Annotated in this window: 16 protein-coding genes; 10 read left to right on the forward strand and 6 right to left on the reverse strand. The window is 66.5% G+C overall.

Features of this window, described 5'->3' with window-relative positions:
* Positions 1 to 33 precede the first annotated feature (33 nt).
* Positions 34 to 2,574: a GspE/PulE family protein gene (locus V3596_RS06495; protein ID WP_395386165.1), complete on the forward strand. Its 2,541-nt coding sequence runs from the start codon at positions 34 to 36 to the stop codon at positions 2,572 to 2,574.
* A 108-nt stretch (positions 2,575 to 2,682) separates the two neighbouring features.
* The gene (locus V3596_RS06500) at positions 2,683 to 3,825 is read left to right on the forward strand and encodes a sigma-54-dependent Fis family transcriptional regulator (protein ID WP_334276871.1); all 1,143 of its coding nucleotides are present in this window, start codon (positions 2,683 to 2,685) and stop codon (positions 3,823 to 3,825) included.
* A gap of 4 nt (positions 3,826 to 3,829) precedes the next feature.
* Here V3596_RS06500 and V3596_RS06505 read toward each other — a convergent pair whose 3' ends face one another.
* Together V3596_RS06505 and V3596_RS06510 are read right to left on the reverse strand one after the other, a co-directional pair.
* Complete coding sequence (locus tag V3596_RS06505; RefSeq protein WP_334276872.1) at positions 3,830 to 5,098, reverse strand: 3-deoxy-D-manno-octulosonic acid transferase; 1,269 nt, start codon at positions 5,096 to 5,098, stop codon at positions 3,830 to 3,832.
* Positions 5,095 to 6,483 carry a phosphomannomutase/phosphoglucomutase gene (locus tag V3596_RS06510; protein ID WP_334276873.1) on the reverse strand — a complete coding sequence of 463 codons (1,389 nt, stop codon included), beginning with the start codon at positions 6,481 to 6,483 and terminating at the stop codon, positions 5,095 to 5,097. Before V3596_RS06510 ends, V3596_RS06505 begins: the two co-directional genes overlap by 4 nt.
* A 198-nt stretch (positions 6,484 to 6,681) precedes the next feature.
* Here V3596_RS06510 and V3596_RS06515 point away from each other — a divergent pair, with 198 nt between their 5' ends.
* From V3596_RS06515 to V3596_RS06540, 6 genes are read left to right on the forward strand one after another with little or no spacing between them, the layout of a single operon-like run.
* Entirely contained in the window at positions 6,682 to 7,818 is a 1,137-nt protein-coding gene (locus V3596_RS06515) for a sensor histidine kinase (protein ID WP_334276874.1), read from the forward strand.
* Positions 7,815 to 8,582: a LytR/AlgR family response regulator transcription factor gene (locus V3596_RS06520; RefSeq protein WP_334276875.1), complete on the forward strand. Its 768-nt coding sequence runs from the start codon at positions 7,815 to 7,817 to the stop codon at positions 8,580 to 8,582. Before V3596_RS06515 ends, V3596_RS06520 begins: the two co-directional genes overlap by 4 nt.
* A 26-nt stretch (positions 8,583 to 8,608) precedes the next feature.
* Positions 8,609 to 9,391, forward strand: a complete 783-nt coding sequence (locus tag V3596_RS06525; RefSeq protein ID WP_334276876.1) for a substrate-binding periplasmic protein — start codon at positions 8,609 to 8,611, stop codon at positions 9,389 to 9,391.
* Positions 9,392 to 9,419: 28 nt separating this feature from the next.
* Complete coding sequence (locus tag V3596_RS06530) at positions 9,420 to 10,865, forward strand: DNA-3-methyladenine glycosylase 2 family protein (RefSeq protein WP_334276877.1); 1,446 nt, start codon at positions 9,420 to 9,422, stop codon at positions 10,863 to 10,865.
* Between the two features lie 17 nt (positions 10,866 to 10,882).
* Positions 10,883 to 11,362 carry a methylated-DNA--[protein]-cysteine S-methyltransferase gene (locus tag V3596_RS06535; protein ID WP_334276878.1) on the forward strand — a complete coding sequence of 160 codons (480 nt, stop codon included), beginning with the start codon at positions 10,883 to 10,885 and terminating at the stop codon, positions 11,360 to 11,362.
* Positions 11,359 to 12,249 (forward strand): DMT family transporter, encoded by an 891-nt coding sequence (locus V3596_RS06540; RefSeq protein WP_334276879.1) that lies wholly within the window; start codon positions 11,359 to 11,361, stop codon positions 12,247 to 12,249. Before V3596_RS06535 ends, V3596_RS06540 begins: the two co-directional genes overlap by 4 nt.
* Positions 12,250 to 12,271: 22 nt before the next feature.
* Here V3596_RS06540 and ligA read toward each other — a convergent pair whose 3' ends face one another.
* The 4 genes from ligA to smc form a co-directional block, all read right to left on the reverse strand.
* Positions 12,272 to 14,320 carry an NAD-dependent DNA ligase LigA gene (gene ligA, locus V3596_RS06545; protein WP_334276880.1) on the reverse strand — a complete coding sequence of 683 codons (2,049 nt, stop codon included), beginning with the start codon at positions 14,318 to 14,320 and terminating at the stop codon, positions 12,272 to 12,274.
* A gap of 13 nt (positions 14,321 to 14,333) precedes the next feature.
* A complete protein-coding gene (gene paeA, locus V3596_RS06550) occupies positions 14,334 to 15,629 on the reverse strand; it encodes a polyamine export protein PaeA (RefSeq protein ID WP_334276881.1) in 1,296 nt (431 codons plus the stop codon).
* A 166-nt stretch (positions 15,630 to 15,795) separates the two neighbouring features.
* On the reverse strand, positions 15,796 to 16,848 hold the full coding sequence (locus V3596_RS06555) for a cell division protein FtsZ (RefSeq protein ID WP_334276882.1): 1,053 nt from the start codon (positions 16,846 to 16,848) through the stop codon (positions 15,796 to 15,798).
* Positions 16,849 to 16,855: 7 nt separating this feature from the next.
* Positions 16,856 to 20,368, reverse strand: coding sequence for a chromosome segregation protein SMC (gene smc / locus V3596_RS06560; RefSeq protein ID WP_334276883.1), 3,513 nt, complete (start codon positions 20,366 to 20,368; stop codon positions 16,856 to 16,858).
* A 261-nt stretch (positions 20,369 to 20,629) separates the two neighbouring features.
* Here smc and queF point away from each other — a divergent pair, with 261 nt between their 5' ends.
* Both queF and V3596_RS06570 read left to right on the forward strand, forming a co-directional pair.
* The gene (queF, locus tag V3596_RS06565; RefSeq protein WP_282824921.1) at positions 20,630 to 21,061 is read left to right on the forward strand and encodes a preQ(1) synthase; all 432 of its coding nucleotides are present in this window, start codon (positions 20,630 to 20,632) and stop codon (positions 21,059 to 21,061) included.
* A gap of 17 nt (positions 21,062 to 21,078) precedes the next feature.
* Positions 21,079 to 21,504, forward strand: a complete 426-nt coding sequence (locus V3596_RS06570) for an SET domain-containing protein (RefSeq protein ID WP_334276884.1) — start codon at positions 21,079 to 21,081, stop codon at positions 21,502 to 21,504.
* The last annotated feature ends 32 nt before the right edge of the window (positions 21,505 to 21,536 follow it).

Genomic DNA, 21,536 nt, shown 5'->3' on the forward strand with positions numbered 1-21,536 from the left:
AAAAGAAGTAGTAGCCCGCTGGAGACCCCTCGCATGTCCGATCCGTCCGCCTCGATTCCCTGGCCCCACGACACGGTCAGGTCCGATCTTGAGGAGATGGCCAGCGCTTCGGCGCAACCGCCCTTCATCTGGCCCACGCCGCCTTATGCGGCCTATCCGCAGCCGGTGCCGCAGAAGGTGCCGGAGGCCTGCGAGATCCAGGGCCTCAACAACAGCCGCAGCAATGGCCATCTGATCCGCTTCTCCGGCGCCGACCGCTTGCTGCAGATCAAGGTGCCGCCGGCCCGCGCTGCCATGCCCTTGAAGTTCGGCCAGTTCCGGGTGCTCAAGTTGCTGGCGCCTCTGCCGGCCGCGCCGCGCGACCCGTCTTCGATACACAACCCGCTGTCGCTGGACCACCGGCCGCGCGCGCCCTTTCGCCTGCAGTTCGTTGGCGGCGGCGACCTCAACGGCCTGACCATAGGCCATCACCATGACGGCCTGGGCCTTTTCCTGTTCGTCCCGCTGAGCGAGGACACCGACGAGGTGCAGCGCCTCTTTGTGCCGCGCGAGGCGCTGGCGGAGTTCGACGTCGGCGAGCGCATTGGCGACCTGCTGGTCAGCGCGCAGGCCGCCACGCTGGAACAGGTCGAGGCCGTTGCGCGCGAGCAGGAAGACCTGCGCTCGCGCCGCGTCGGCGAAATCCTGGTCGCCAAGCAGATCGTCACGCCCGAACAGTTGCTGCTGGCCATCGAACAGCAGGCCAAGATGCCGATGGTGCGCATCGGCGAAGCACTGCTGGCGCTGGAACTGGTCACGCCCGAGCAGCTCGAGGAGGCGCTGATCCAGCAACGCCAGGACCGCTCGGTGCCGCTGGGCGAACTGCTGGTGCGCAAGCGCGTGGTGAATCGCCAGGCCCTGCAATCGGCACTGGCGCGCAAGATGGGCTATCCGCTGGTGGATGTGGAGAACTTCCCGGTCGAGCCCGACGCGGTGCGCAAGCTGCCGTTCGCCATCGCCAAGCGGCTCGAAATGATGCCGCTGATGATGCGCGAGAGTCGCCTGGTCGTGGCCATGGAAGACCCGACCCGGCGCGACGCCATCGACGAGGCCGAGTTCATCACCCAGGTCAAGGTGGTGCCGACGCTGGCCAAGGTCGGCAGCCTGCAGTTCGCGCTGCCCGGCGTCTATGACCGCTTCGGTGGCGACTCGGTGCCGCGGGGCGACCTGAACCTGCCCTCCTTCCAGCCCGACTTCGAGCTCGACAACGCCGACAAGCTGATCGAGACGCTGGAGCGCGAGGGCCTGGAGCGTGGCAGCAGCCGCGACGATGAATCGCAGATCGAGCAGAGCGACAACTCGCTGGTGCGCCTGATCAACACCATGATCATCGAGGCGCACAGCCAGAACGTCTCCGACATCCATATCGAGACCTTGCCTGGCCGCGAGAAGCTCAAGATCCGCTTCCGCAAGGACGGGCAACTGAGGCCTTACCTGGAGCTTCCGCACACTTATCGCAACGCCATGATCGCGCGCATCAAGATCATGTGCGACCTCGACATCTCCGAGCGCCGCAAGCCCCAGGACGGCAAGATCAATTTCGCGCGCTTCTCGGCCCAGCACCGGCTGGAGCTGCGCGTGGCCACGATCCCGACCAACAATGGTCTCGAGGATGTGGTGATGCGCATCCTGTCTTCCGCAAAGCCGATTCCGCTGGCCAAGCTGGGCCTCTCGGCCAGCAATCTGAGCCAACTGAGCGAAGCAGTGGCGCGGCCCTACGGCATGGTGCTGTGCGTGGGCCCGACAGGCTCCGGCAAGACCACCACCCTGCACTCGGCACTGGCGCACATCAACACCGCCGAGCGCAAGATCTGGACTGCCGAGGACCCGATCGAAATCACCCAGAACGGCCTGCGCCAGGTGCAGGTGAACCCCAAGATCGACTGGACGTTTGCGAAAGCCCTGCGCGCCTTCCTGCGCGCCGATCCGGACGTGATCATGGTCGGCGAAATCCGCGACCAGGAGACGGCGCAGATCGCCATCGAGGCCTCGCTGACCGGCCACATGGTGATGTCCACGCTGCACACCAACAGCGCCGCAGAAACGATCACCCGCCTGCTGGACATGGGTTGCGACCCGTTCAACTTCGCCGATTCGCTGCTGGCCGTGCTGGCCCAGCGCCTGGTGCGCCGCCTCTGCCCCAGCTGCCGGATTGCCGAGCCCTTGAGCGAAGCCGACCAGCAGGAATGGCTGGACGACTACCTGCATGTCTTCCCGGTTGATCAACGCCTGTCGCGCGCGACGCTGCTGAAGGAATGGGTCTCGCAGCACGGCGTCAAGGGTCAGCTGCAGCACTATCACAGCCCTGGCTGCGGTCAGTGCGAGCACACCGGTTTCAAGGGCCGCGCCGGCCTGCATGAACTCTTGATGGTCTCGCGCAATGTGCGCCGCCTGATCCAGACCGGCGCCCGCGCCGAAGAGATCCAGCATGCGGCCCTGGCCGAGGGCTTGCGCACGCTGCGCCAGGACGGCATTGCCAAGGTGCTGGCCGGCGTGACCAACATGGCCGAGGTGCGCGCCACCAGCAATAGCTGACACCAGGCTGTCAGAGGCCGTGCCCGGGCGCTGGGGCTTGTCCTGCTTGCGCGAGCGCGGTCATCGGCGATAGTCGATGCTGCTTAAGTACGCAGCAGGAGTGTTTCGATGGCGCAAGCGCAGGGTCTGCAGGGCTTGGTGGGGCAGCCCCGCGCGACGGCGGATGCCAAGCATGCGCAAGACATCGCCAGCTCGCATGAGCGCTGCGTCGCCTTCGGCCTGAATGCCAGCGCCGAGGCAGACCTCGGCCTGCTCTCCACCGCCGGCCTGCAAGACCTGCAACACCGCAATGCCAGGCTCTGCGCCCAGGCCCTGCCGGTGATGGAGATGCTCTATGAGCAACTGACCCATGCGCAAAGCATGGTGCTGCTCACCGACGCCAGTGGCGTGATCCTGCATTCGCTGGGCGACCCGGGCTTTCTGCAGCGCGCGCAGCATGTCGCGCTGGCGCCGGGTGCACTGTGGTCCGAGGCCGACAAGGGCACGAACGCCGTCGGCACCGCACTGATGACCGAGGCGCCGACGGTGGTTCACGGCCAGGAGCATTTCCTGCGCAGCATGCAGTTCCTGACCTGCTCGGCCGCGCCCATCTTTGACCACAAGGGCGCTCTGCTGGGCGTCATCGACGTCTCGGGCGACCGCCGCTCCTACCATCCTCATACGCTCGCGCTGGCCACGATGTCGGCACGGCTGATCGAGGACCAATGGTTTGGCGACCGCTTCCGCCACAGCACGCGCCTGCAGTTCCACACCAGCATTGCCGGCCTGGGCACACTCAACGAAGGCCAGCTGGCGCTCGACGAAGAGGGCCATGTGCTGGGCGCCAACCGCCGCGCGCTGGAGCTGCTTGGCCTGCCCGCCACGGTGCTGAGGCGCGAAAACCTGGCAAGTCTCTTCGGCCTGGCTTATGCAGACGCGGTGGACCGCTCGCGCGGCGACGCCACCTTGCAAGTGCTGCGCGGTGAACGCGTGCTGCATGCCAAGCTGAGCGTGCAACTGAACCAGCCCTTGTCCCACCGCACCGCCTTGAGCGAGCCGGGCATGCATCGCCAGACCAGCAACGAGCCCCTGATGCCGTCCGGGCCGCTCATTGCACCGCCCACTGTGGCCCTGCACAGCCTGCGCCAGACCGAAAGCCAGGCCATCCAGGCGGCCGTGCAAGCCAGCGGCGGCAACCTCTCACTGGCCGCGCGGGCCCTGGGCATTGGCCGAAGCACGCTGTATCGCAAGCTGCGGGCGATGAACGCCTGAGCCTTCAGCGACTCATCAGGGCCTGAGCCATACGCCTGGCCGCGCCGCGATGGACTGCGGCGAAAAGTTCGGCCCGCCCTGCCATGGCCTCGCGTCGGGAGGCGTCGGCAATCAGGGCCCGGGCCTGGCCGAGCCCCTCACTCATGTCGACCACTCTCAGCGCAGCACCTGCCTCCAGCGCCAGCTCGGCCGCCTGGGCAAAGTTGAAGGTGTGAGGTCCCATCAGCAGTGGGCAGCCGCAGGCGGCAGCCTCGATCAGGTTCTGGCCGCCGAGCGGCAGGAAGCTGCCGCCCAGCAACGCCGCGTCGGCCATGCCGTAATAGAGCGCCATCTCGCGCAGGCTGTCGCCGAGCCATGCGTCGGCTGACAAGGCCTCTGCAGTCGGCTCTCCACCGAAGCTGCTGCGTCGCGCAAGCTTCAGGCCGGCGGCTTCGATCAGGCCCGCCACTTCGTCAAACCGCTGCGGATGGCGGGGCACGATCAGGAGCAGCGGGCGGCTGGCTGGCGGCAGTGCAGTGAATGCGCTCAGGAGCATCGCCTCTTCGCCCTCACGGCTGACGGCGAAGAGCAGCACCGGTCGCTTCAGCGCCGCATGCCAGGCCCGCCCCCGGGCCAGCAAGCTCTCATCAGGATGCAGGTCGAACTTCAGGTTGCCGCAGACCTGGACGTTGCGCACGCCGCTATCACGCAAGCGGCGCGCATCGGCTTCGGTCTGCGCCAGCGCCATCTTCAGCGCGGCAGCGGCCGGTTCCATCAACCAGCGCAGGCGCCGCCCCTGGCGGAAGCTTTTCTCGGACAGCCGCGCATTGGCCAGCACCAATGGCAACCTGACCCGTGCGGACTCATGCTGCAGCACGGGCCAGATCTCGGTCTCCATCAGCACGCCCATCGAGGGCTGCCAATGACGAAGGAAACGGCGCACGGCGCCTGGCGTGTCGTAGGGCAGCCAGGCCTGCGCATCGCCTTCCTGCAGGAGTGCCGCACCGGCCTCGCGACCGGTGGCGGTGCTGTGGGTCAGGAGCAGGCGAAGGCCGGGCTTCAGGAGGCGAAGCTCATAAACCAGGGCCTTGGCTGCCAGCGTCTCACCGAGAGACACGGCATGCACCCAAACCCGCCCTGCTTCGCTCGCCTTGTCGTACAAGCCCAGGCGCTCGCCCAGGTGTTGCCGGTAAGGCGCCTCCGCCGCCCCGCGGCGCCACAGGCGCAGCAGGTACAGCGGCGTGGCCAGCCGCAGAAGGCTCTCATAGAGCCAGCGGCTGATCAGCTCTTTCAATGGCCCGCCGCGAAGACAGCGTCCGGCTTGACGCGCTTGAGCTGCGCCACCACGTCATGCTGGATGCGCTCCAGCGCTTCGGGCGTGTGGCCTTCGAAGCGCAAGACCAGCACCGGCGTGGTGTTGGACGGCCGGATCAGGCCGAAGCCGTCGGCGTACTCGACGCGCAGCCCATCGATGGTGATCACCTCGAGCGAGCCGGGGAACTCGGCGATCTCCTTGAGCTTCTTCACGACCTCATGGTGCTCGCCCTCGGCGCAAGGCACGTTGATCTCCGGCGTGGCAAAGCTATCCGGCAGGCCGTTCAAGACGGCGCTCGGGTCCTTGGAGCGCGAGAGGATCTCCAGCATGCGGCCGGCGGTGTACATGGCATCGTCGAAGCCATACCAGCGCTCATTGAAGAAGATGTGGCCCGACAGCTCGCCAGCCATCGGTGCGCCGGTTTCCTTCAGCTTGGCCTTGGCCAGCGAGTGGCCGGTCAGCCACATCAGCGGCTGGCCGCCGTGCTCGCGGATCCACGGCGCCAGGCGCTGCGTGCACTTCACGTCGAAGATGATCTGCGCGCCCTTGTTGCGCTTGAGGATGTCGGCGGCCAGCAGCATGATCTGGCGGTCCGGCATGATCATCTTGCCGTCCTTGGTGACAATGCCCAGACGGTCGCCATCGCCGTCGAAGGCGAGGCCCAGCTCGGCGTCACAGGCGTGCACGATGCGCTTCAGGTCTTCGAGGTTCTCGGGCCGCGAAGGATCGGGATGGTGGTTGGGGAAGTCGCCATCGACCTTGCTGAAGATGTCGATCACCTCGCAACCCAGCGCGCGCAGGATGGCGGGGGCATTGGCACCGGGAATGCCGTTGCCGGAGTCGACCACGATCTTCATCGGGCGCGAAAGCTTGCAGTCCGAGACCACGCGGTGCTGGTATTCGGCGCCGACGTCCATCTTTCCGACCCGACCTTTGCCTGTCGCATAGTCCTCGGCTTCGATGCGGCGGCGGATGCCCTGGATCTGCTCGCCATAGACAGCCGCGCCGCCCAGCACCATCTTGAAGCCGTTGTAGTCCTTGGGGTTGTGGCTGCCGGTGACCATGATGCCGGAGTTGCAGCCATGCTTGCCGCGCGTGGCAGCCACGTAGTACAGCATCGGGGTCGTGACCGCGCCGATGTCTACCACGTCCAGGCCGGTCGAGGCCAGGCCGCGGATCAGGGCTGCCACCAGGGAGGGGCCCGACAGGCGACCATCGCGGCCAACCGCGACCGCCTTTTCACCGATCAGCTTGGCTTCGGTGCCGAAGGCCCGGCCCAGGTGCTCGGCCATTTCCTCGTTCAGACTCTCGCCGACGATGCCGCGGATGTCATAGGCCTTGAAGGCGGACGCTTGAACTTTCATGGAGGCTTTCCTCTGACGTGAAACGCAGACGTGAACAATACGACAGGCGCGGATTGTAGGCAGGCCGACCGAGCCCTTCTGTGCCCGGCTGGTAACTGGCGATTCGTCGGGCCGGCTGTCGATTCGTCGCCAACGGCGCCTCTGCCCTGGGGCCATCCCTCTAGGCTTCGCCCATCGTCACACGGACACTCTCGCGCCATGCCTCCTCTGACCTCCCTGCTGCAGGACTTCGGCTATGCCCGCAGCCGCTACTTCAAGTTGCATAAACACCGCGACGAGAAGCTGTGGGCCCGCTTGCTGATCAGCAGTGCCTTTGCGCTGTTTTTCCCCAGCTTCTTCATGAGCCTCGGCGTGGTGTTCGGCCGGGCGCAGCTCAGCCTTGCCTCCGTGCTGGTCTCCTTCCTGCTCGGCTTCTTCATCGCCTTCTCGATCCACGGTGCCTACCGCACCGTCGAACTGCTGGCCTCGGAAAAGCGACTGGCCCGGCTCAACGCGGGTGGCTGGGGCGGCAGCCTGTTCTTTGCCGGCGTGCCCATGGTGATCATGGCGCTCAGTTTCTCGGTCTTCACCTGGCTGCTGCGCGTCGTGGCCGACATCGAGGTCCGGGGATCGCCGTTCGACTCGGTGCGTGCGGCCAGCCAGTTTTTGTTCATCAGCCTGATGTTCGCCCTGGCAAGCATCTATGTGGCCTGGCAGAGCAACAAGCGCAAGGCCCTGCAACTGCAGGCCACCGAGGCCCAGTTGCTGCGCCTGCAGGCCCAGATCGAACCGCACTTCCTTTTCAACAGCCTGGCCGCCGTGCAAAGCCTGATCGACCCGGCGCCAGAGCGTGCCAAGCAGATGCTGGAATGCTTCACCGACTACCTGCGCGCCAGCCTTGCCACGCTGCGGCTGGAGACCTGCCAGCTTGAGCAGGAACTGCAGGCCGTGCAGAGCTATCTCATGCTCATGCAGATCCGCATGGGCGAGGAAAGGCTGCAGTTCAGCATCGAGGTGCCGGCTGCTCTGGCAAAGCTGAAGCTGCCGCCGCTGCTGCTGCAGCCGCTGGTCGAGAACGCCGTGATGCACGGCCTCGAAGCCAAGGCCGAGGGCGGTCACGTGCGCATCGAGGGCGCGCTGGTGGACGGTTGCTTGCGCCTGCGCGTCGTCGACGACGGCCTCGGCCTCGCTGCCAGCCAACGCCGCGCTCGACCGGGCCATGGCCTCGCCCTCAAGAACATCCGTGAACGACTGGCTGCCCGCCATGGCGAGGAAGCCAGTCTGAGCGTCACCCCGAGCGAGCAAGGCTGCGTGGCCGAGCTCATCCTGCCCCTGGACGACAAGAAGACCCCATGACACGCGCCCTGATTGCCGACGACGAAGTTCACCTGGCCGACTACCTGCGCCAGCAACTGAAAGCCCTGTGGCCCGAGCTCGAGGTCGTGGCACTGGCCCGCAACGGCACCGAAGCCGCCGCCCGCATCGCAGAGCTGTCCCCCGACATTGCCTTCCTCGACATCCAGATGCCAGGTCTCACCGGTCTCGAGGTAGCCGAAGGCATCGAGGGCCCGACCCGGGTGGTCTTCGTGACCGCGTTCGACGAGTACGCGGTCGAGGCCTTCGAGCATGCGGCACTCGACTATGTTCTCAAGCCCATCAAGACCGATCGCCTGGCCAAAACCGTGGAGCGTGTCCGCGCCGCGCTGGCAGCCCCCGAACCCGAGCCCGACGCCGGCCTGGCCGAGGCTTTGCGCAAGCTCAGCTCGACGCCGGCCACACTTGCCCCCAGCGTCAATCGCTTGCGCTACGTGCGCGCCAGCCAGGGCGAGCTGATGCACCAGATCGATGTGCGCGAGGTGCGTTTCTTCCATGCCGACGACAAGTACACCTGTGTGCAGACGGCCGACGCCGAGTACCTGATCCGCACGCCGATCGCCGAGCTGGTGTCGCAACTCGACCCGGAGGAGTTCTGGCAGGTCCATCGCTCCACCGTCATCAACCTCGCCCACCTGGCCGGCACGCGGCGGGATGAAGCCAGTCGCCTGTTCCTGCGCATCAAGGGCTTTGATCGCGAACTGCCGGTCAGCCGGGCTTACGTCCACCTGTTCAAGGCCATGTAGCCGGCCGGCGCTGCTAGAGTTGGCCCATGCGCCGGTCGATTCTTGCTGTTCTCGCCGTATCTGGCCTCTGCGCCGCCGTGTCACTGGGCGGCTCTGCGCAGGCTCAGGGCAATGAGCGACTGCGCTGGCTGGGCGGCGACCTGCCGCCCTTTGTCTGGCAGTCCAGCAACGGCCCCCAGGGCTACGCCCATGAGTTGCTGACGCTGATGGCGCAAAAGCTGGGGCGCAAGCCCGACGTGGCCTTCTACCCCTGGGCGCGCGCGGTCAAGCAGACCATCGAAGGCGACAACTACGGCGTTTTCCCGCTGGCCCGCACGCCGGACCGCGAGGCCCAATTCCGCTGGCTGATTCCGCTGGCCCATGTGCACTACAGCTTCTTTGCCGCCAGCTCGACCACCGGGCCGCTGGGACTGGAGCAATTGCGTACGCAAAAGATCGTCGTGCTGCGCGGCTCGCCCATCATCAAGAACCTGCAGGTGCAAGGCTTCACCCAAATCATCGAGGCCAAGGACTACCGCGACATGCTGCGCATGGTCAGCATCGGTGTCGTCGTGGCGGCCTACGCAGGCGCGCCGATGATGCAGTCGGCCATGCAGGAGTTCGGCTTCAAGGCGAGCGACTACAAGCTGGTGGCCACGCTGGGCAATGCCGACCTCTACATGGGCACCTCGCTGCGCCTGGACCTGGGCGAGGCGCAGCTCTGGATTGAGGCCTACCGCACCCTGGAGCAGGACGGCATCGTCGCCCGCCTGCAAAAGAAATATCAGCTCTCGCGAGCTGGTGGGCACATGTCCGGAAACGGCGAGTAAGTTCCCGGCAGCGGCCTAAGATGGCTGCATGTCCACGCTAGACGCCTTGCACTGCTACCCCGCCCTCCTGGCCCGCGATGCGCGCTTTGACGGCCGCTTCTTCGTCGGTGTCACGTCCACCGGCATCTACTGCCGGCCGGTCTGCCGGGTGCGCACGCCCAAGGCCGCCAACTGCCGATTCTTCGCCAGCGCGGCCCAGGCCGAGGCCCAACGCTTCCGTCCCTGCCTGAAGTGCCGGCCCGAGCTGGCGCCAGGGCAGGCCTGGAGCGTGATGGATGCCTCCAGCACCCTGGCGCGCCAGGCGGCCGAGCTGATGGACAAAGGCGAGATGGAGAACGTAGACGCCCTGGCCCAGCGCCTGGGCATCACCGACCGCCACCTGCGACGCATCTTCGCTGCCGAGCATGGCGTGAGCCCCCTGCAATACCTGCAGACACGCCGGCTGCTGCTGGCCAAGCAACTGCTGGCCGACAGCAGCATGCCCATCACCGAAGTGGCTGCCGCCTCGGGCTTTGGCAGCTTGCGCCGCTTCAACGCCGCCTTTGTCGAGCACTACCGCATGCAGCCCTCTTCCCTGCGGCGCGGATTGCCGGTCTCGGCATGCGGCGAGCCCGCCTTGCGCCTGGGCTACCGGCCGCCCTACGCCGTGGATGCGATCCTGCAGTTCATCGCCGCCCGCGCTCTGCCGGGTATCGAGACCGTGGACTTTGCCGAGCGCACAGTCAGCCGTACCTTGAGACTGCGCCATGGCGGCCGCGACCTGGCTGGCCGCATCGTCGTGCGCTTCGACGCCAAGCAGCCGGTCGTCCTGCTCTCGCCCTGTTCATCGGTCTGGTCGGGTGTCGCAGCCTTGATACCCATCGTGCGCCGCTGGCTGGACCTGGATGCCGAGCCCGCCGCCATCGACGAAAAACTGGGCCCGCTGTCCGCAGGCGCGCCGGGGCTGCGCCTGCCAGGCTGCACCGACCGCTTCGAACTCGCGGTGCGTGCCGTGCTCGGGCAGCAGATCACCGTTGCGGCGGCGCGCACCATAGGCGGTCGTTTTGTCGAACGCTTTGGCGAACCGCTGGACGAAGCGCAAGCGGCACCCGGCATGGACCGCTTGTTCCCGAGGCCCGAACGCATCGCCCAGGCGAGCGTGGAATCCATCGCCGAGCTGGGCATCATCCGGCGCCGCGCCGAGTCCTTGATTGCGCTCGGCCAGGCCTGGCCCACGCTCGCGTTTGCCCAGGGCGAAGGCGGGGTGGCCGAGGCCCTGGCCGGTCTGGAGGCCCTGCCCGGCATCGGCCCCTGGACCGCCAGCTACATGCTGATGCGCGGCTGGAGCTGGCCGGATGCATTTCCGCCGGGCGATGTGGTCCTGAAGAAAATGCTCGCCAGCAAAGACCCGTTGCCCGATACCACCGCCTGGCAGCCTTACCGCAGCTATGCCGTGCTGCAGCTGTGGCGCGAAGCCGCCTCCGCACCCAAGTGAGGAATGAAGGAAGCACCATGCTTGCACAACAACGCATCAACACGCCGCTGGGGCCTCTGACAGCCCTGCGCAATGACGAGGGCCTCGTGGGCCTGTGGTTCGACGGCCAGAAGCACCATCCCGGCACGCTCGATGCGCCTGAAGTCGAGGCGGACCCGCTTTTCATCCAGATCGAGCAATGCCTGCAAGGCTATTTCAAGGGACAGGTCTTGCCTCGGGACTTGCCTCTTGATCCGCAAGGCACGCCCTTCCAGCGCGCCGTCTGGCAGGCCCTGCTGGCCATTCCCGCTGGCGAGAGCCGCAGCTATGGAGAACTGGCGGCGCAGCTGGGCAAGCCCGGCAGCGCTCGGGCCGTGGGTGCTGCCGTCGGGCGCAACCCGGTCACGATCCTGATTCCCTGCCACCGCGTACTGGGTGCCAATGGCTCGCTGACCGGCTACGCCGGTGGCCTGGAGCGCAAGGAAGCGCTCCTGAGATTGGAAGGACACCGCCCTTGAAGGCCTCTGACCTTGCCGAGCTGGTGCTGCTGGCGGCCGTCTGGGGCGCCAGCTTTTTGTTCCTGCGCTGGGGCGCCCCGGCCTTTGGCCCGATGACGCTGGCCGGCCTGCGCGTGCTGGGTGCCGCGCTCTTTCTGCTGCCCATCCTGGTCCACCAGCAGGGCCTGGGCGAGCTGCGCAGGTGCTGGCGCCAGATGCTGGGCCTGGGCCTCTTGACCAGCGCCATTCCTTTCGTGCTGTTTTCCTACGCGGCCCTGTCGATCTCGGCAGGCCTGTCCAGCATCCTGAACGCCACGACGCCGCTGTGGGGTGCGCTCGTGGCCTTCGTGTGGCTGAGCCAACGCCTGGACGCGATGCGCGTGCTGGGCCTGCTCATCGGTTTCGGCGGCGTGGTCTTCCTGGCCTGGGACCAGGCTTCGTTCAAGCCCGGCGGCAGCGGCTGGGCCATCCTGGCTTGCCTGGCGGCCACGCTGAGCTATGGCATGTCGGCCAGCTTCACCAAGCGCTACCTGAGCGGCGTTTCGGCGATGACCCAGGCTGCGGGCAGCCAGCTCGCTGCCGCCGTCTGGCTGATGCCGTTTGCACTCTGGTTCTGGCCCAGCCAGATGCCTGAGACCCGTGCCTGGATCAGCGTGGCCGGCCTGGCCCTGCTGTGCTCGGGCCTGGCCTACATCCTCTATTTCCGGCTGCTGCAGCGGGTCGGCCCGACCAATGCGCTGGCGGTGACCTTTCTGATCCCGGTGTTCGCGCTCTTGTGGGGCGGGCTCTTCCTCGGCGAGGCCCTGACGATGCACATGCTGGCGGGCTGCGCCATCGTGTTTCTGGGCACGGCGTTGGTCGTGGGCCTGATCAAGCGGGCGCAGCGCGGCAGCACGGCAGCCCCCTGAGGGGCGGCGGCCGCGCCTCAGGTCATGGCGCTGTTTCGCCGGCCAGCAGCGCTTGCAGTGCGGCTTCATCCAGCACCGGCACGCCCAGCTCGCGCGCCTTGTCGAGCTTGGAACCCGCTTCCGCGCCGGCCACGACGTAGTGAGTCTTCTTGGAGACCGAGCCGCTGACCTTGCCGCCTGCCGCCTCGATCAGGTCCTTGGCCGCGTCGCGACCCAGCGTAGGCAGCGTGCCGGTCAACACCAGCGTCTTGCCCAGCAGTGGCTGCGGCCCTTGCGCCGCTGCCGCACCCTCGCCTTCGGGCCAAGTCACGCCGGCAGCGCGCAGCTGTTCTACGACCTCGCGGTTGTGCGGCTGCGCGAAGAAGGTGTGGATGCTCTGGGCCACGATGGGCCCCACATCGCGCACCTGCAGAAGCTGCTCGATGGAGGCATTCATCAAGGCATCGATATTGCCGAAATGTCGGGCCAGGTCCTTGGCCGTGGTTTCGCCAATTTGCCGAATGCCCAGCGCAAACAGGAAGCGCGGTAGCGTGGTGCTCTTGCTCTTCTCCAGCGCATCGACGATGTTCTGCGCGCTCTTCTCGGCCATGCGTTCCAGCGCTGCGAGCTTGGCCACGCCGAGCTTGTAGAGCGCGGGCAGGCTGTCGACGATGCCGCCATCCACCAGTTGGTCCACAAGCTTGTCGCCCAGGCCCTCAACGTCCATCGCACGGCGGCCGGCGAAGTGCAGCAGCGCCTGCTTGCGCTGCGCCGCGCAGAACAGGCCGCCGGTGCAGCGGTAGTCCATGCCTCCCTTCTCGCGCGCCGTAGCGCTGCCACAGACCGGGCATTCGCGCGGCATGCGGAAGTTCGGCACATAGGCCGGCCGCTGGGCCGCCAGCACGCCCACCACTTCGGGAATCACGTCACCGGCACGGCGCACGATCACCTGGTCGCCGATGCGCACGCCCTTGCGGCGCAGCTCGAACAGGTTGTGCAAGGTGGCATTGCTGACTGTCGTGCCGCCCACGAAGACCGGCTCCAGCTTGGCCACCGGCGTGAGCTTGCCGGTGCGGCCGACCTGGATCTCGATGCCGTTCAGGCGCGTCAGCTGCTCCTGCGCCGGATACTTGTGCGCCACCGCCCAGCGCGGTTCGCGGCTGATGAAGCCCAGGCGCTGCTGCAAGGCGCGCTTGTTGACCTTGTAGACCACGCCGTCGATGTCGAAGGGCAGGCTGTCGCGCAGCGCGGCGATCTTCTGATGAAAGGCGACCAGGCCGGCCGCGCCTTGCGTGACCACGCGGTGCTCGCAGACGGGCAGGTCCATGGCTGCGAGCGCATCCATCAGGCCCGCGTGAGTTTCAGGTTCAGCCCAGCCCTTCACCTCGCCCAGACCGTAGGCATAGAAACTCAAGGGCCGCTGCCTGGCCAGTGCCGGGTCGAGCTGGCGCACGGCGCCCGCCGCGGTATTGCGCGGGTTGACGAAGGTCTTCTCACCCTTCTCGCGCTGGCGTTCATTGAGCGTCTCGAAATCATCGCGGCGCATGTACACCTCGCCGCGCACCTCGATCACCTCGGCCTCGGTGCCCTTCAGCCGCAAGGGGATCTGGCCGATGGTGCGGATGTTCTGGGTCACGTCCTCGCCGGTTTCGCCATCACCGCGTGTCGCGGCTTGCACCAGAAGTCCGTGTTCGTAGCGCAGGTTCAGTGCCAGGCCGTCGAACTTCAGTTCGGCCGCGTACTCGAGCGGCGGCGCCGATTCGTCCAGCTCCAGCCGCTTGCGCACGCGCTCGTCAAAGGCAACGGCGCCGCTGTCTTCGGTATCGGTCTCGGTATAGATCGACAGCATTGGCACCGCATGGCGCACCGGCGTGAAACCGTCCAGCACCTTGCCGATCACACGCTGCGTCGGCGAGTCCGGCGTCAGCAGTTCCGGGTGCGCCCTCTCCAGCGCTTGCAGCTCCTGGTAGAGCTTGTCGTACTCGGCATCCGGCAGCGTCGGCGCATCCAGCACGTAATAGAGATGGGCGTGGTGGTTGAGCGTGGCACGCAGCTCGGCGGCCCGGCGGCGCGCGGATTCAATGTCGTTCATGGAAACTCGAAATTCAGTCGGACGCGGCAGGCTGCCGCGTGATCATCACCTGGTCGACCCGGTGGCTGTCCACGTCCACCACCTCGAAGCGCCAACCTTCCCAGACGACCTGGTCCGTGCGCTTCGGTATGCGGCGCAGCATCACCATCAGGAAGCCGGCGAGTGTGTCGTACTGGCCGGCATGCGGCCAGGCTTCCAGCTCCAGCGCGCGCTGCACATCGGGGATGGGCGTGATGCCGTCGGCCAGGTAGCTGCCGTCGTCCCGGCGGACGATCTGTTCCTCGTCGTGCGAGGCCACGAGGCTGCCCATCACCGTGCTCATCACGTCGTTCAGGGTGATCACACCGACGACCAGGCTGTACTCATTGACGATGACGGCAAAGTCTTCGAGCTTCTCTCTGAACTGGATCAGCACCTCGGATAGCGTCAGCCGGTCCGGCACGATCAGCACCTTCTTGACCATGGCGCTGCCGCGCAGCGTCAGGCCCTCGTCGCGCAGCACGCGCTGAAACAGGTCGGTGGCGTCCACATAGCCGACCACGGCATCGATCTCGCCATCGCAGACCAGGTAGGTGGAGTGCGGGCTCTCGGCGATGCGCGTGCGTATCAGCGCCTCTTCATCATCGAGCGAGAGGTAGACGATGCGTTCGCGCGTGGTCATCGCGCTTTCAACCCGGCGGGTGTCGAGCTCGAACACATTGGCAATCACCTGCTGTTCGGCATCGGCCACCACGCCGGCCTGGTTGCCGGCCTCGGTCAGGGCCAGGATGTCGTTGTAGGTGATGCTGTCATCGCGCCCGGCGGGCAGGCCCAGCAGGCGGGTCAGCAGATCAGACAAGGCACTGAAGGCCCAGGCCAGCGGCTTGAGCACTGTGACCAGGGCCAGCATGGGCGCGATCACGGCCATGGCCATGCGCTCGGGCTCGTTCATGCCCAGGCGCTTGGGCAGCAGGTCGGCCAGCACGATGAAGAGGCTGGTGATGGTGGCAAACGAGGCGGCAAAACCCAGGGCAGCGGCACGCTCGGGGTCGCCAAACACCAGCTTCATGGCGGCCTCGTAGTGCGGCGAGAGCACCCCCTCGCCGACGATGCCGGCCAGGATGGCCAGGGTGTTGACGCCGATCTGCACGACCGTGAAGTAGTGGCCAGGCCGCTCCTGCGTGGCGAGCACCCGGGCCGCACGAGGATCACCGTCTTCGATCAGCTGCTGCAGCTTGAGCCGGCGGGCCGAGGCCAGCGAAATTTCGGCGATGGAGAAGAAGGCGCTGGCCGCGATCAGCAGCGCGATCAGCAGGAGACTGGTGCTCATGCGCGGCAGTGTAGCTGCGAGCCCGCTCGCTCAGGCGACCTGCAGCCCTGGCGAGATCAAGATGAACTCCCACGACCTGCGCGGTTTCGGCATGCTCAGTGAACACAGCAGAGTCGAGACGCGACGAATCGCCGCACTGATGGAGAAAGCTGACTGAGCCTCTTGTTCAGCTGAAAAGCCGCCGCGCCACCGGCGAGCCCGCCGCCAGGTCGCGCGACGCCAGCGCGCGGTAGAGCGTGGCCAGTTCCTGGTCGATGGCTGCGAAGGCATGCAGATTGAGGATCTGGCCGCGGTCGTCGCAGATGTCGGCCTCGATGTCGCGGGCCAGGCCACGCGCGGCTTCCTGCCAGGCAGCGAAGGGTTCTTGCGATTCGGGCGTCTGCGGCACATCCAGCGCCAGCGTCAGCTCTCGCAGCGAGCTGGCCTGCGGGTCTTCGGCCAGGGCCGCCTGAGATTCGAAGCTCAGGGTCAGGATGGGCGGCGCGCCCTCCTCTTCGGCCGACAGCACCAGGCGGCCAGGGATGGCGCCCGGCACAAAGCCGTTGCGCAGCGCAAGCTGCTGTACGAAGCCGAGCGTCCAGGCGGCATTGCGTGCGCGCAGCAGCACGGCCAGCTGCGCGTCATGGGCACTGGCGAACTGATCGAGCTCGCGGGCGCGGGCCACGACTTCCAGCATGTCGGGGAAGTCGACCGAGGCATTGATGCCGTCGGCAAAGGCCTGCACCTTCTGCACGAACTCGGAGTACTCGATCTCGTTCAGGGCACCGCTTCGATTGGCCAGTTGCACGCCGGCCTGGAACTCGCCGTAGCGCTGACCAGGCATAGGCAGCTCCCATTCACCGCTTTCTGCATTCAGCCCTTCGATATGGAAAGGCTTGGTGCCGGCGCGGCGGCTGGGCGGGAGGTGCGAAGCAGCCATCTCGCCACTCACTGGCGCTTCCAGGCTCATCGTGGCGATCATGTCGATCAAGGCATCGATACGTGCCGAAGGCTTGCGCGGCAACAGGCGGGCCGCGGCGGGCAGGGTGTTGTCAAGCTCCGATGCAACCGCTTCACGGGCCTCACCCAGGCTGGGTTCCTGGCGGCCTTCACCCAGTTGCGGCTCGATCGGCGGGTCGGCGCGGCGCGGGCCGGCCTTGCGGGCGCTCCAGGCACCATGGGCGATGACGCCGGCCAGGATCAGGCCACCGAGAATGGCCAGCAATGCGGTGAGGGTCATAGGGTGCTCAGGCCTCGGCCATGGTCAGTGCAGCTTCCATGTCGACCGCGACGATGCGCGAGACGCCCTGCTCCTGCATCGTCACGCCGATCAGCTGCTTGGCCATTTCCATGGCGATCTTGTTGTGGGAGATGAAGAGGAACTGCGTGCCCGCACTCATCTCGGAAACGAGCTTGGCATAGCGCTCGGTATTGGCATCGTCTAGCGGCGCGTCCACCTCGTCCAGCAGGCAGAAGGGCGCCGGGTTCAGCTGGAAGATCGCGAACACCAGCGCAATCGCGGTGAGCGCCTTCTCGCCACCGGAGAGCAGGTGGATGGTCGAGTTCTTCTTGCCCGGCGGTTGTGCCATGACCTGCACGCCAGCGTCCAGGATCTCGTCGCCCGTCATCACGAGCCGAGCCTGGCCGCCACCGAACAAGGTCGGGAACATGCGGCCGAAATGCATATTGACCTGCTCGAAGGTCGCGCCCAGCAGGTCGCGGGTTTCGAGGTCGATCTTGTGGATCGCGTCTTCCAGTGTCTTCATTGCCGACTGCAGGTCGGCGTTCTGCGCATCGAGGAAAGTCTTGCGCTCGCGAGCCGAGGTCAGCTCGTCCAGCGCCGCCAGGTTCACGGCGCCGAGTGCTGCGATCTCGCGATTGATTCGGTCGATCTCGCCCTGCAGGCCGTAGAGCTTGACCTGGCCTTCTTCGATGGACTGAGCCAGCAGCGCCATGTCCACATTGGCGGCCGTGAGCTGCTCCATGTATTGAGCACCCCCGAGCTGCGCGGCCTGCTCTTCGAGCTGAAGCTTGGTGATGCGCTCGCGCAGCGGGTCCAGGCTGCGTTCGAACTCGAGTCGCTGCTCGTCCGCCTTGCGCAGGCGCAGGCTCAGGTCGTCGTAGTTGCTGCGCACGGCAGCGAGAGCCTGCTCGCGCTCGGCCTTCAAGGCCAGTGCATCTTGCAGGCCGGCCTGGGCGGCAGCGTCGTTCAGCGTTGTCAGCTCGCTCTGCAGGCTTTCGCTGGATGCATGGTTTTGCTGGACTTGCGCTTGAGCCGTCTCGATCGAACGCTGCAACTCGCCACGGCGCGCGGCCAGCGCGCGGGCGCTGAACTGCGCTTCCTGCGAACGGCGCTCCAGGGCCCGCAACTGCTCGCGGGCCTCGGCGAGCTTGCGCTCGGCGTTGATCACGGCCTCTTCCAGCTCCGCATGCATTTCCTGCGTGCTGGCGAGCTGCATGTCCAGCTCTTCGAAGCGCGCTTCACCGGTCATGCGGCGCTCTTGCAGTTCTTCTTCCTGCGCGTCGATCTCGGCCAGCTCTTCCTCGAGCTGGTTGCGCCGGTTGCTGGCGGCTTCGGCCTGTTGGCTCAGACGCAAGAGCTCCACGTGGAGTTGATGAGCGCGAGTCTGCGCTTCGCTGGCTTCGCGGCGCACGCCTGCAAGGCGCTGAGCGGCTTCGGAATAGGCTGCTTCGGCCCGCACGACGCGGGTCTTGGCGTCTTCCGTGATCAGGCCCTGGGCGCGCAGCTCGCGCTCGAGGTTCTCGATTTCCTGGGCGCGGGCCAGCAGGCCGGCCTGCTCGGAATCGGGCGCATAGAAGGCCACGGCGAACTGGCTGACTGCATGGCCCTCGCGGGTCATGATGACCTCGCCGTGCGTCAGCTTGGACCGGCCGGCCAGGGCCTCCTCGATGCTGGAAGCCGTGTAGACACCTTCCAGCCAGTCGTTCAGCAGCGCCTTCAGACCGGCGTCATTCAAGCGAAGCAGCTCCGACAAACGGGGCAGCGTTTCATGCGTGTTGGCGATGCCGGCCGGCGGCGGCGAATAGAAGGCCATTCGGGCCGGCGGCGCATCGGCGGCGAAGGCGCGCACCGTGTCGAGACGGCCAACCTCCAGTGCGCCCATGCGTTCGCGCAGCGCGGCTTCCAGGGCGTTTTCCCAGCCGGTTTCGATGTGCAGCCTGGTCCACAAACCAGCCAGGCCATCGAGCCCATGCTTGGCCAGCCAGGGCTTCAACTTGCCCTCGGTCTGCACCTTCTCTTGCAAGGCGCGCAAGGCTTCCAGGCGAGCCGAAAGGTCGGCCTGTCGCGCAAGCTGCGTATTGCTGTCCGACTGCGCAGCGGCCCGCGCTTCGTCCAGCGCCGGCACTTGCTCGGAGAGCTCATGCAGGCGGGCGTCGGCCAGCTCGCGTTGCTCGTCGGCGGCGGCGCTTTGCGTCTTCAGCTCGGCGAGCTTGTCGGTATCCGGCGCGGCGAGGCCGGCACGCTCGGTCGCAAGGCGCTCGCGCCGGGTGCGCAAGGTGCGCGACTGTTCTTCGATGTTGCGGCTGTCGGCGGCCAGCACCTGGATCTGCTGCTGCACCTGCGTGACATGCACGCGCTGTTCGTTCGCCTTGCCTTGCGCCGCACGCAGACCGTCTTCAATCGTCGGTAGGTTGAGCGATTGCTCCTCGGCCTGTGCCGCCAGGATCTCGCTCTGCTCCTCGGCCATGGCAATCTGGGCGGCGATGTTGTCCAGCTCCTCGGCGGCCAGGGCCGAGCGTTCCTGCCATTGCTGATCTTGCGCCTTCAATTCTGCGATGCGCTGCTCAACACGGTTGCGGCCTTCGACCACATAGCGGATGCGCTCTTCCAGGCGGCTCACCTCCAGCTGGGCTTCGGCCATGCGGCCCTGTGAAGCATGCAGCTCGTCGCCAGCGGCGTAGTGGGCCTGACGAACCGTTTCCAGCTCGGCTTCCACATGGCGCAGCTCGGCCATGCGGGCTTCCAGGGCATTCACCGCTTCGGATTGCGCCGTCTTGACCCGCGCCTCCTCACCGGCCGCATCGCGGTGCTTGAGGAACCAGAGCTGGTGCAGCTTCAGCGTGCCCTGCTCCTGCAAGGACCGGTAGCTCGCGGCCACCTCGGCCTGGCGCTCCAGCTTCTCGAGGTTGTTGTTCAGCTCGCGCAGGATGTCTTCGACGCGGGTCAGGTTCTCGCGCGTGTCCTTGAGCCGGTTCTCGGTCTCGCGGCGGCGCTCCTTGTACTTGGAGACGCCAGCGGCCTCTTCCAGGAACATGCGCATCTCTTCCGGCTTGGATTCGATGATGCGGGAGATCGTGCCCTGGCCGATGATGGCGTAAGCGCGGGGGCCGAGGCCCGTGCCGAGGAACACGTCCTGCACATCACGGCGGCGCACCGGCTGGTTGTTGATGAAGTAGCTGCTGGTGCCATCACGGGTCAGCACACGCTTGACCGCGATCTCGGTGAACTGGTTCCACTGGCCGCCGGCACGCGCGTCTTCGTTGCTGAACACCAGCTCCACGCTGGCACGGCTGGCCGGCTTGCGGTTGCCTGAGCCGTTGAAGATCACGTCCTGCATGGACTCGCCGCGCAGCTCGCTGGCCTTGCTCTCACCCAGCACCCAGCGCACCGCATCCATGATGTTGGATTTGCCGCAGCCGTTGGGTCCGACCACGCCGACCAGTTGCCCGGGCAGCTGGAAGTTGGTCGGGTCGGCAAAGGACTTGAAGCCCGAGAGCTTGATCGAGTTCAGGCGCATCGGTGTCGTGGACCAATCGGGTGAAGCTAAGCCGTTGATTTATCGAAAGAAAAGCCCCTTCGCGGGGCTTGATCTCGGGTCGGGATGATACCATCGGGCCTTCCCCAAAAATGCCTTGGCGTCTCCATGAAGACCCGGGCGCAAGCATTGACCCCCATGGCCAAGAACACCTCCGCCGCCGCAGTGAAGACTGCCGCCAAGCCCGCTGTCAAAGCGGCCGCCAAGAAGCCCCGCACCGCGGCCGCGCCCAAGCAACGCGAGATGCCGCCCAACCCGCCCTCGCGCCCCAGCAAGGAGTTGCACGCCTTCCCCAACCCGGCGCCCGAGCGCGACTATGTGATCCAGTTTCAGGTGCCCGAGTTCACCTGCCACTGCCCGCTGACCGGCCAGCCCGACTTCGCCCACTTCACGATCGACATGATCGCGGACCAGTACTGCGTCGAGCTGAAGAGCCTGAAAATGTACTTCTGGAGCTACCGCGATGAAGGCGCCTTCCACGAGAAGGTCACCAACACCATCCTCGAAGACATCGTCAAGGTCACGAAGCCGCGCTTCATCCGCATCACGGCCAAGTGGTACGTGCGCGGCGGCATCTACACCAACGTGGTGGTCGAGCACCGCAAGAAGGGCTGGAAGCCGGAGCCGCGCGTCGACCTGCCGACGCATGGTTTCGAATCGGGCCTCTTGCGCTGAGACGCTCTGAGCCGCGCTTGGCCTTCGCCTCGAACTCCGATCACCAGCACTACGAAGTTGCCGTGCGGCGCAGCCGCATCGACGGCTTTGGCGTGTTCGCGGCCGAGGGCATACCGGCAGCGGCCAAGATCGGCGCGCTGACCGGAGAAACCATCACGGTGGCCGAGGCGCGCCGCCGCGCCGAAGGCCGGCAGCGCCTGATGCTGGTCGAGATCTCGGCCAGCCGCGCGATCGACGCCACGCGTTCCAGCGACCCGATGCGCTTCACCAACCACGGCTGCTGCCCCAACGCGCGGCTGCAGGTCGAGGGCGGCGAGATCGAGTTCTTCGCCTTGCGCGAAATCTCGGTTGGCGAGGAACTGACGGTTGACTACGGCAGCAGCCATCACGAGGGGCGCCTGGCCTGCCGCTGCGGCTCAGCGGCCTGCGCGGGCTGGCTTTGAAGCCACTTTCGCACCCGGCAAGCCGCCGTTGC

Origin of the sequence: Roseateles microcysteis (assembly GCF_036880965.1) — a bacterium.
In the GTDB taxonomy this organism is placed as follows: domain Bacteria; phylum Pseudomonadota; class Gammaproteobacteria; order Burkholderiales; family Burkholderiaceae_C; genus JAUASW01.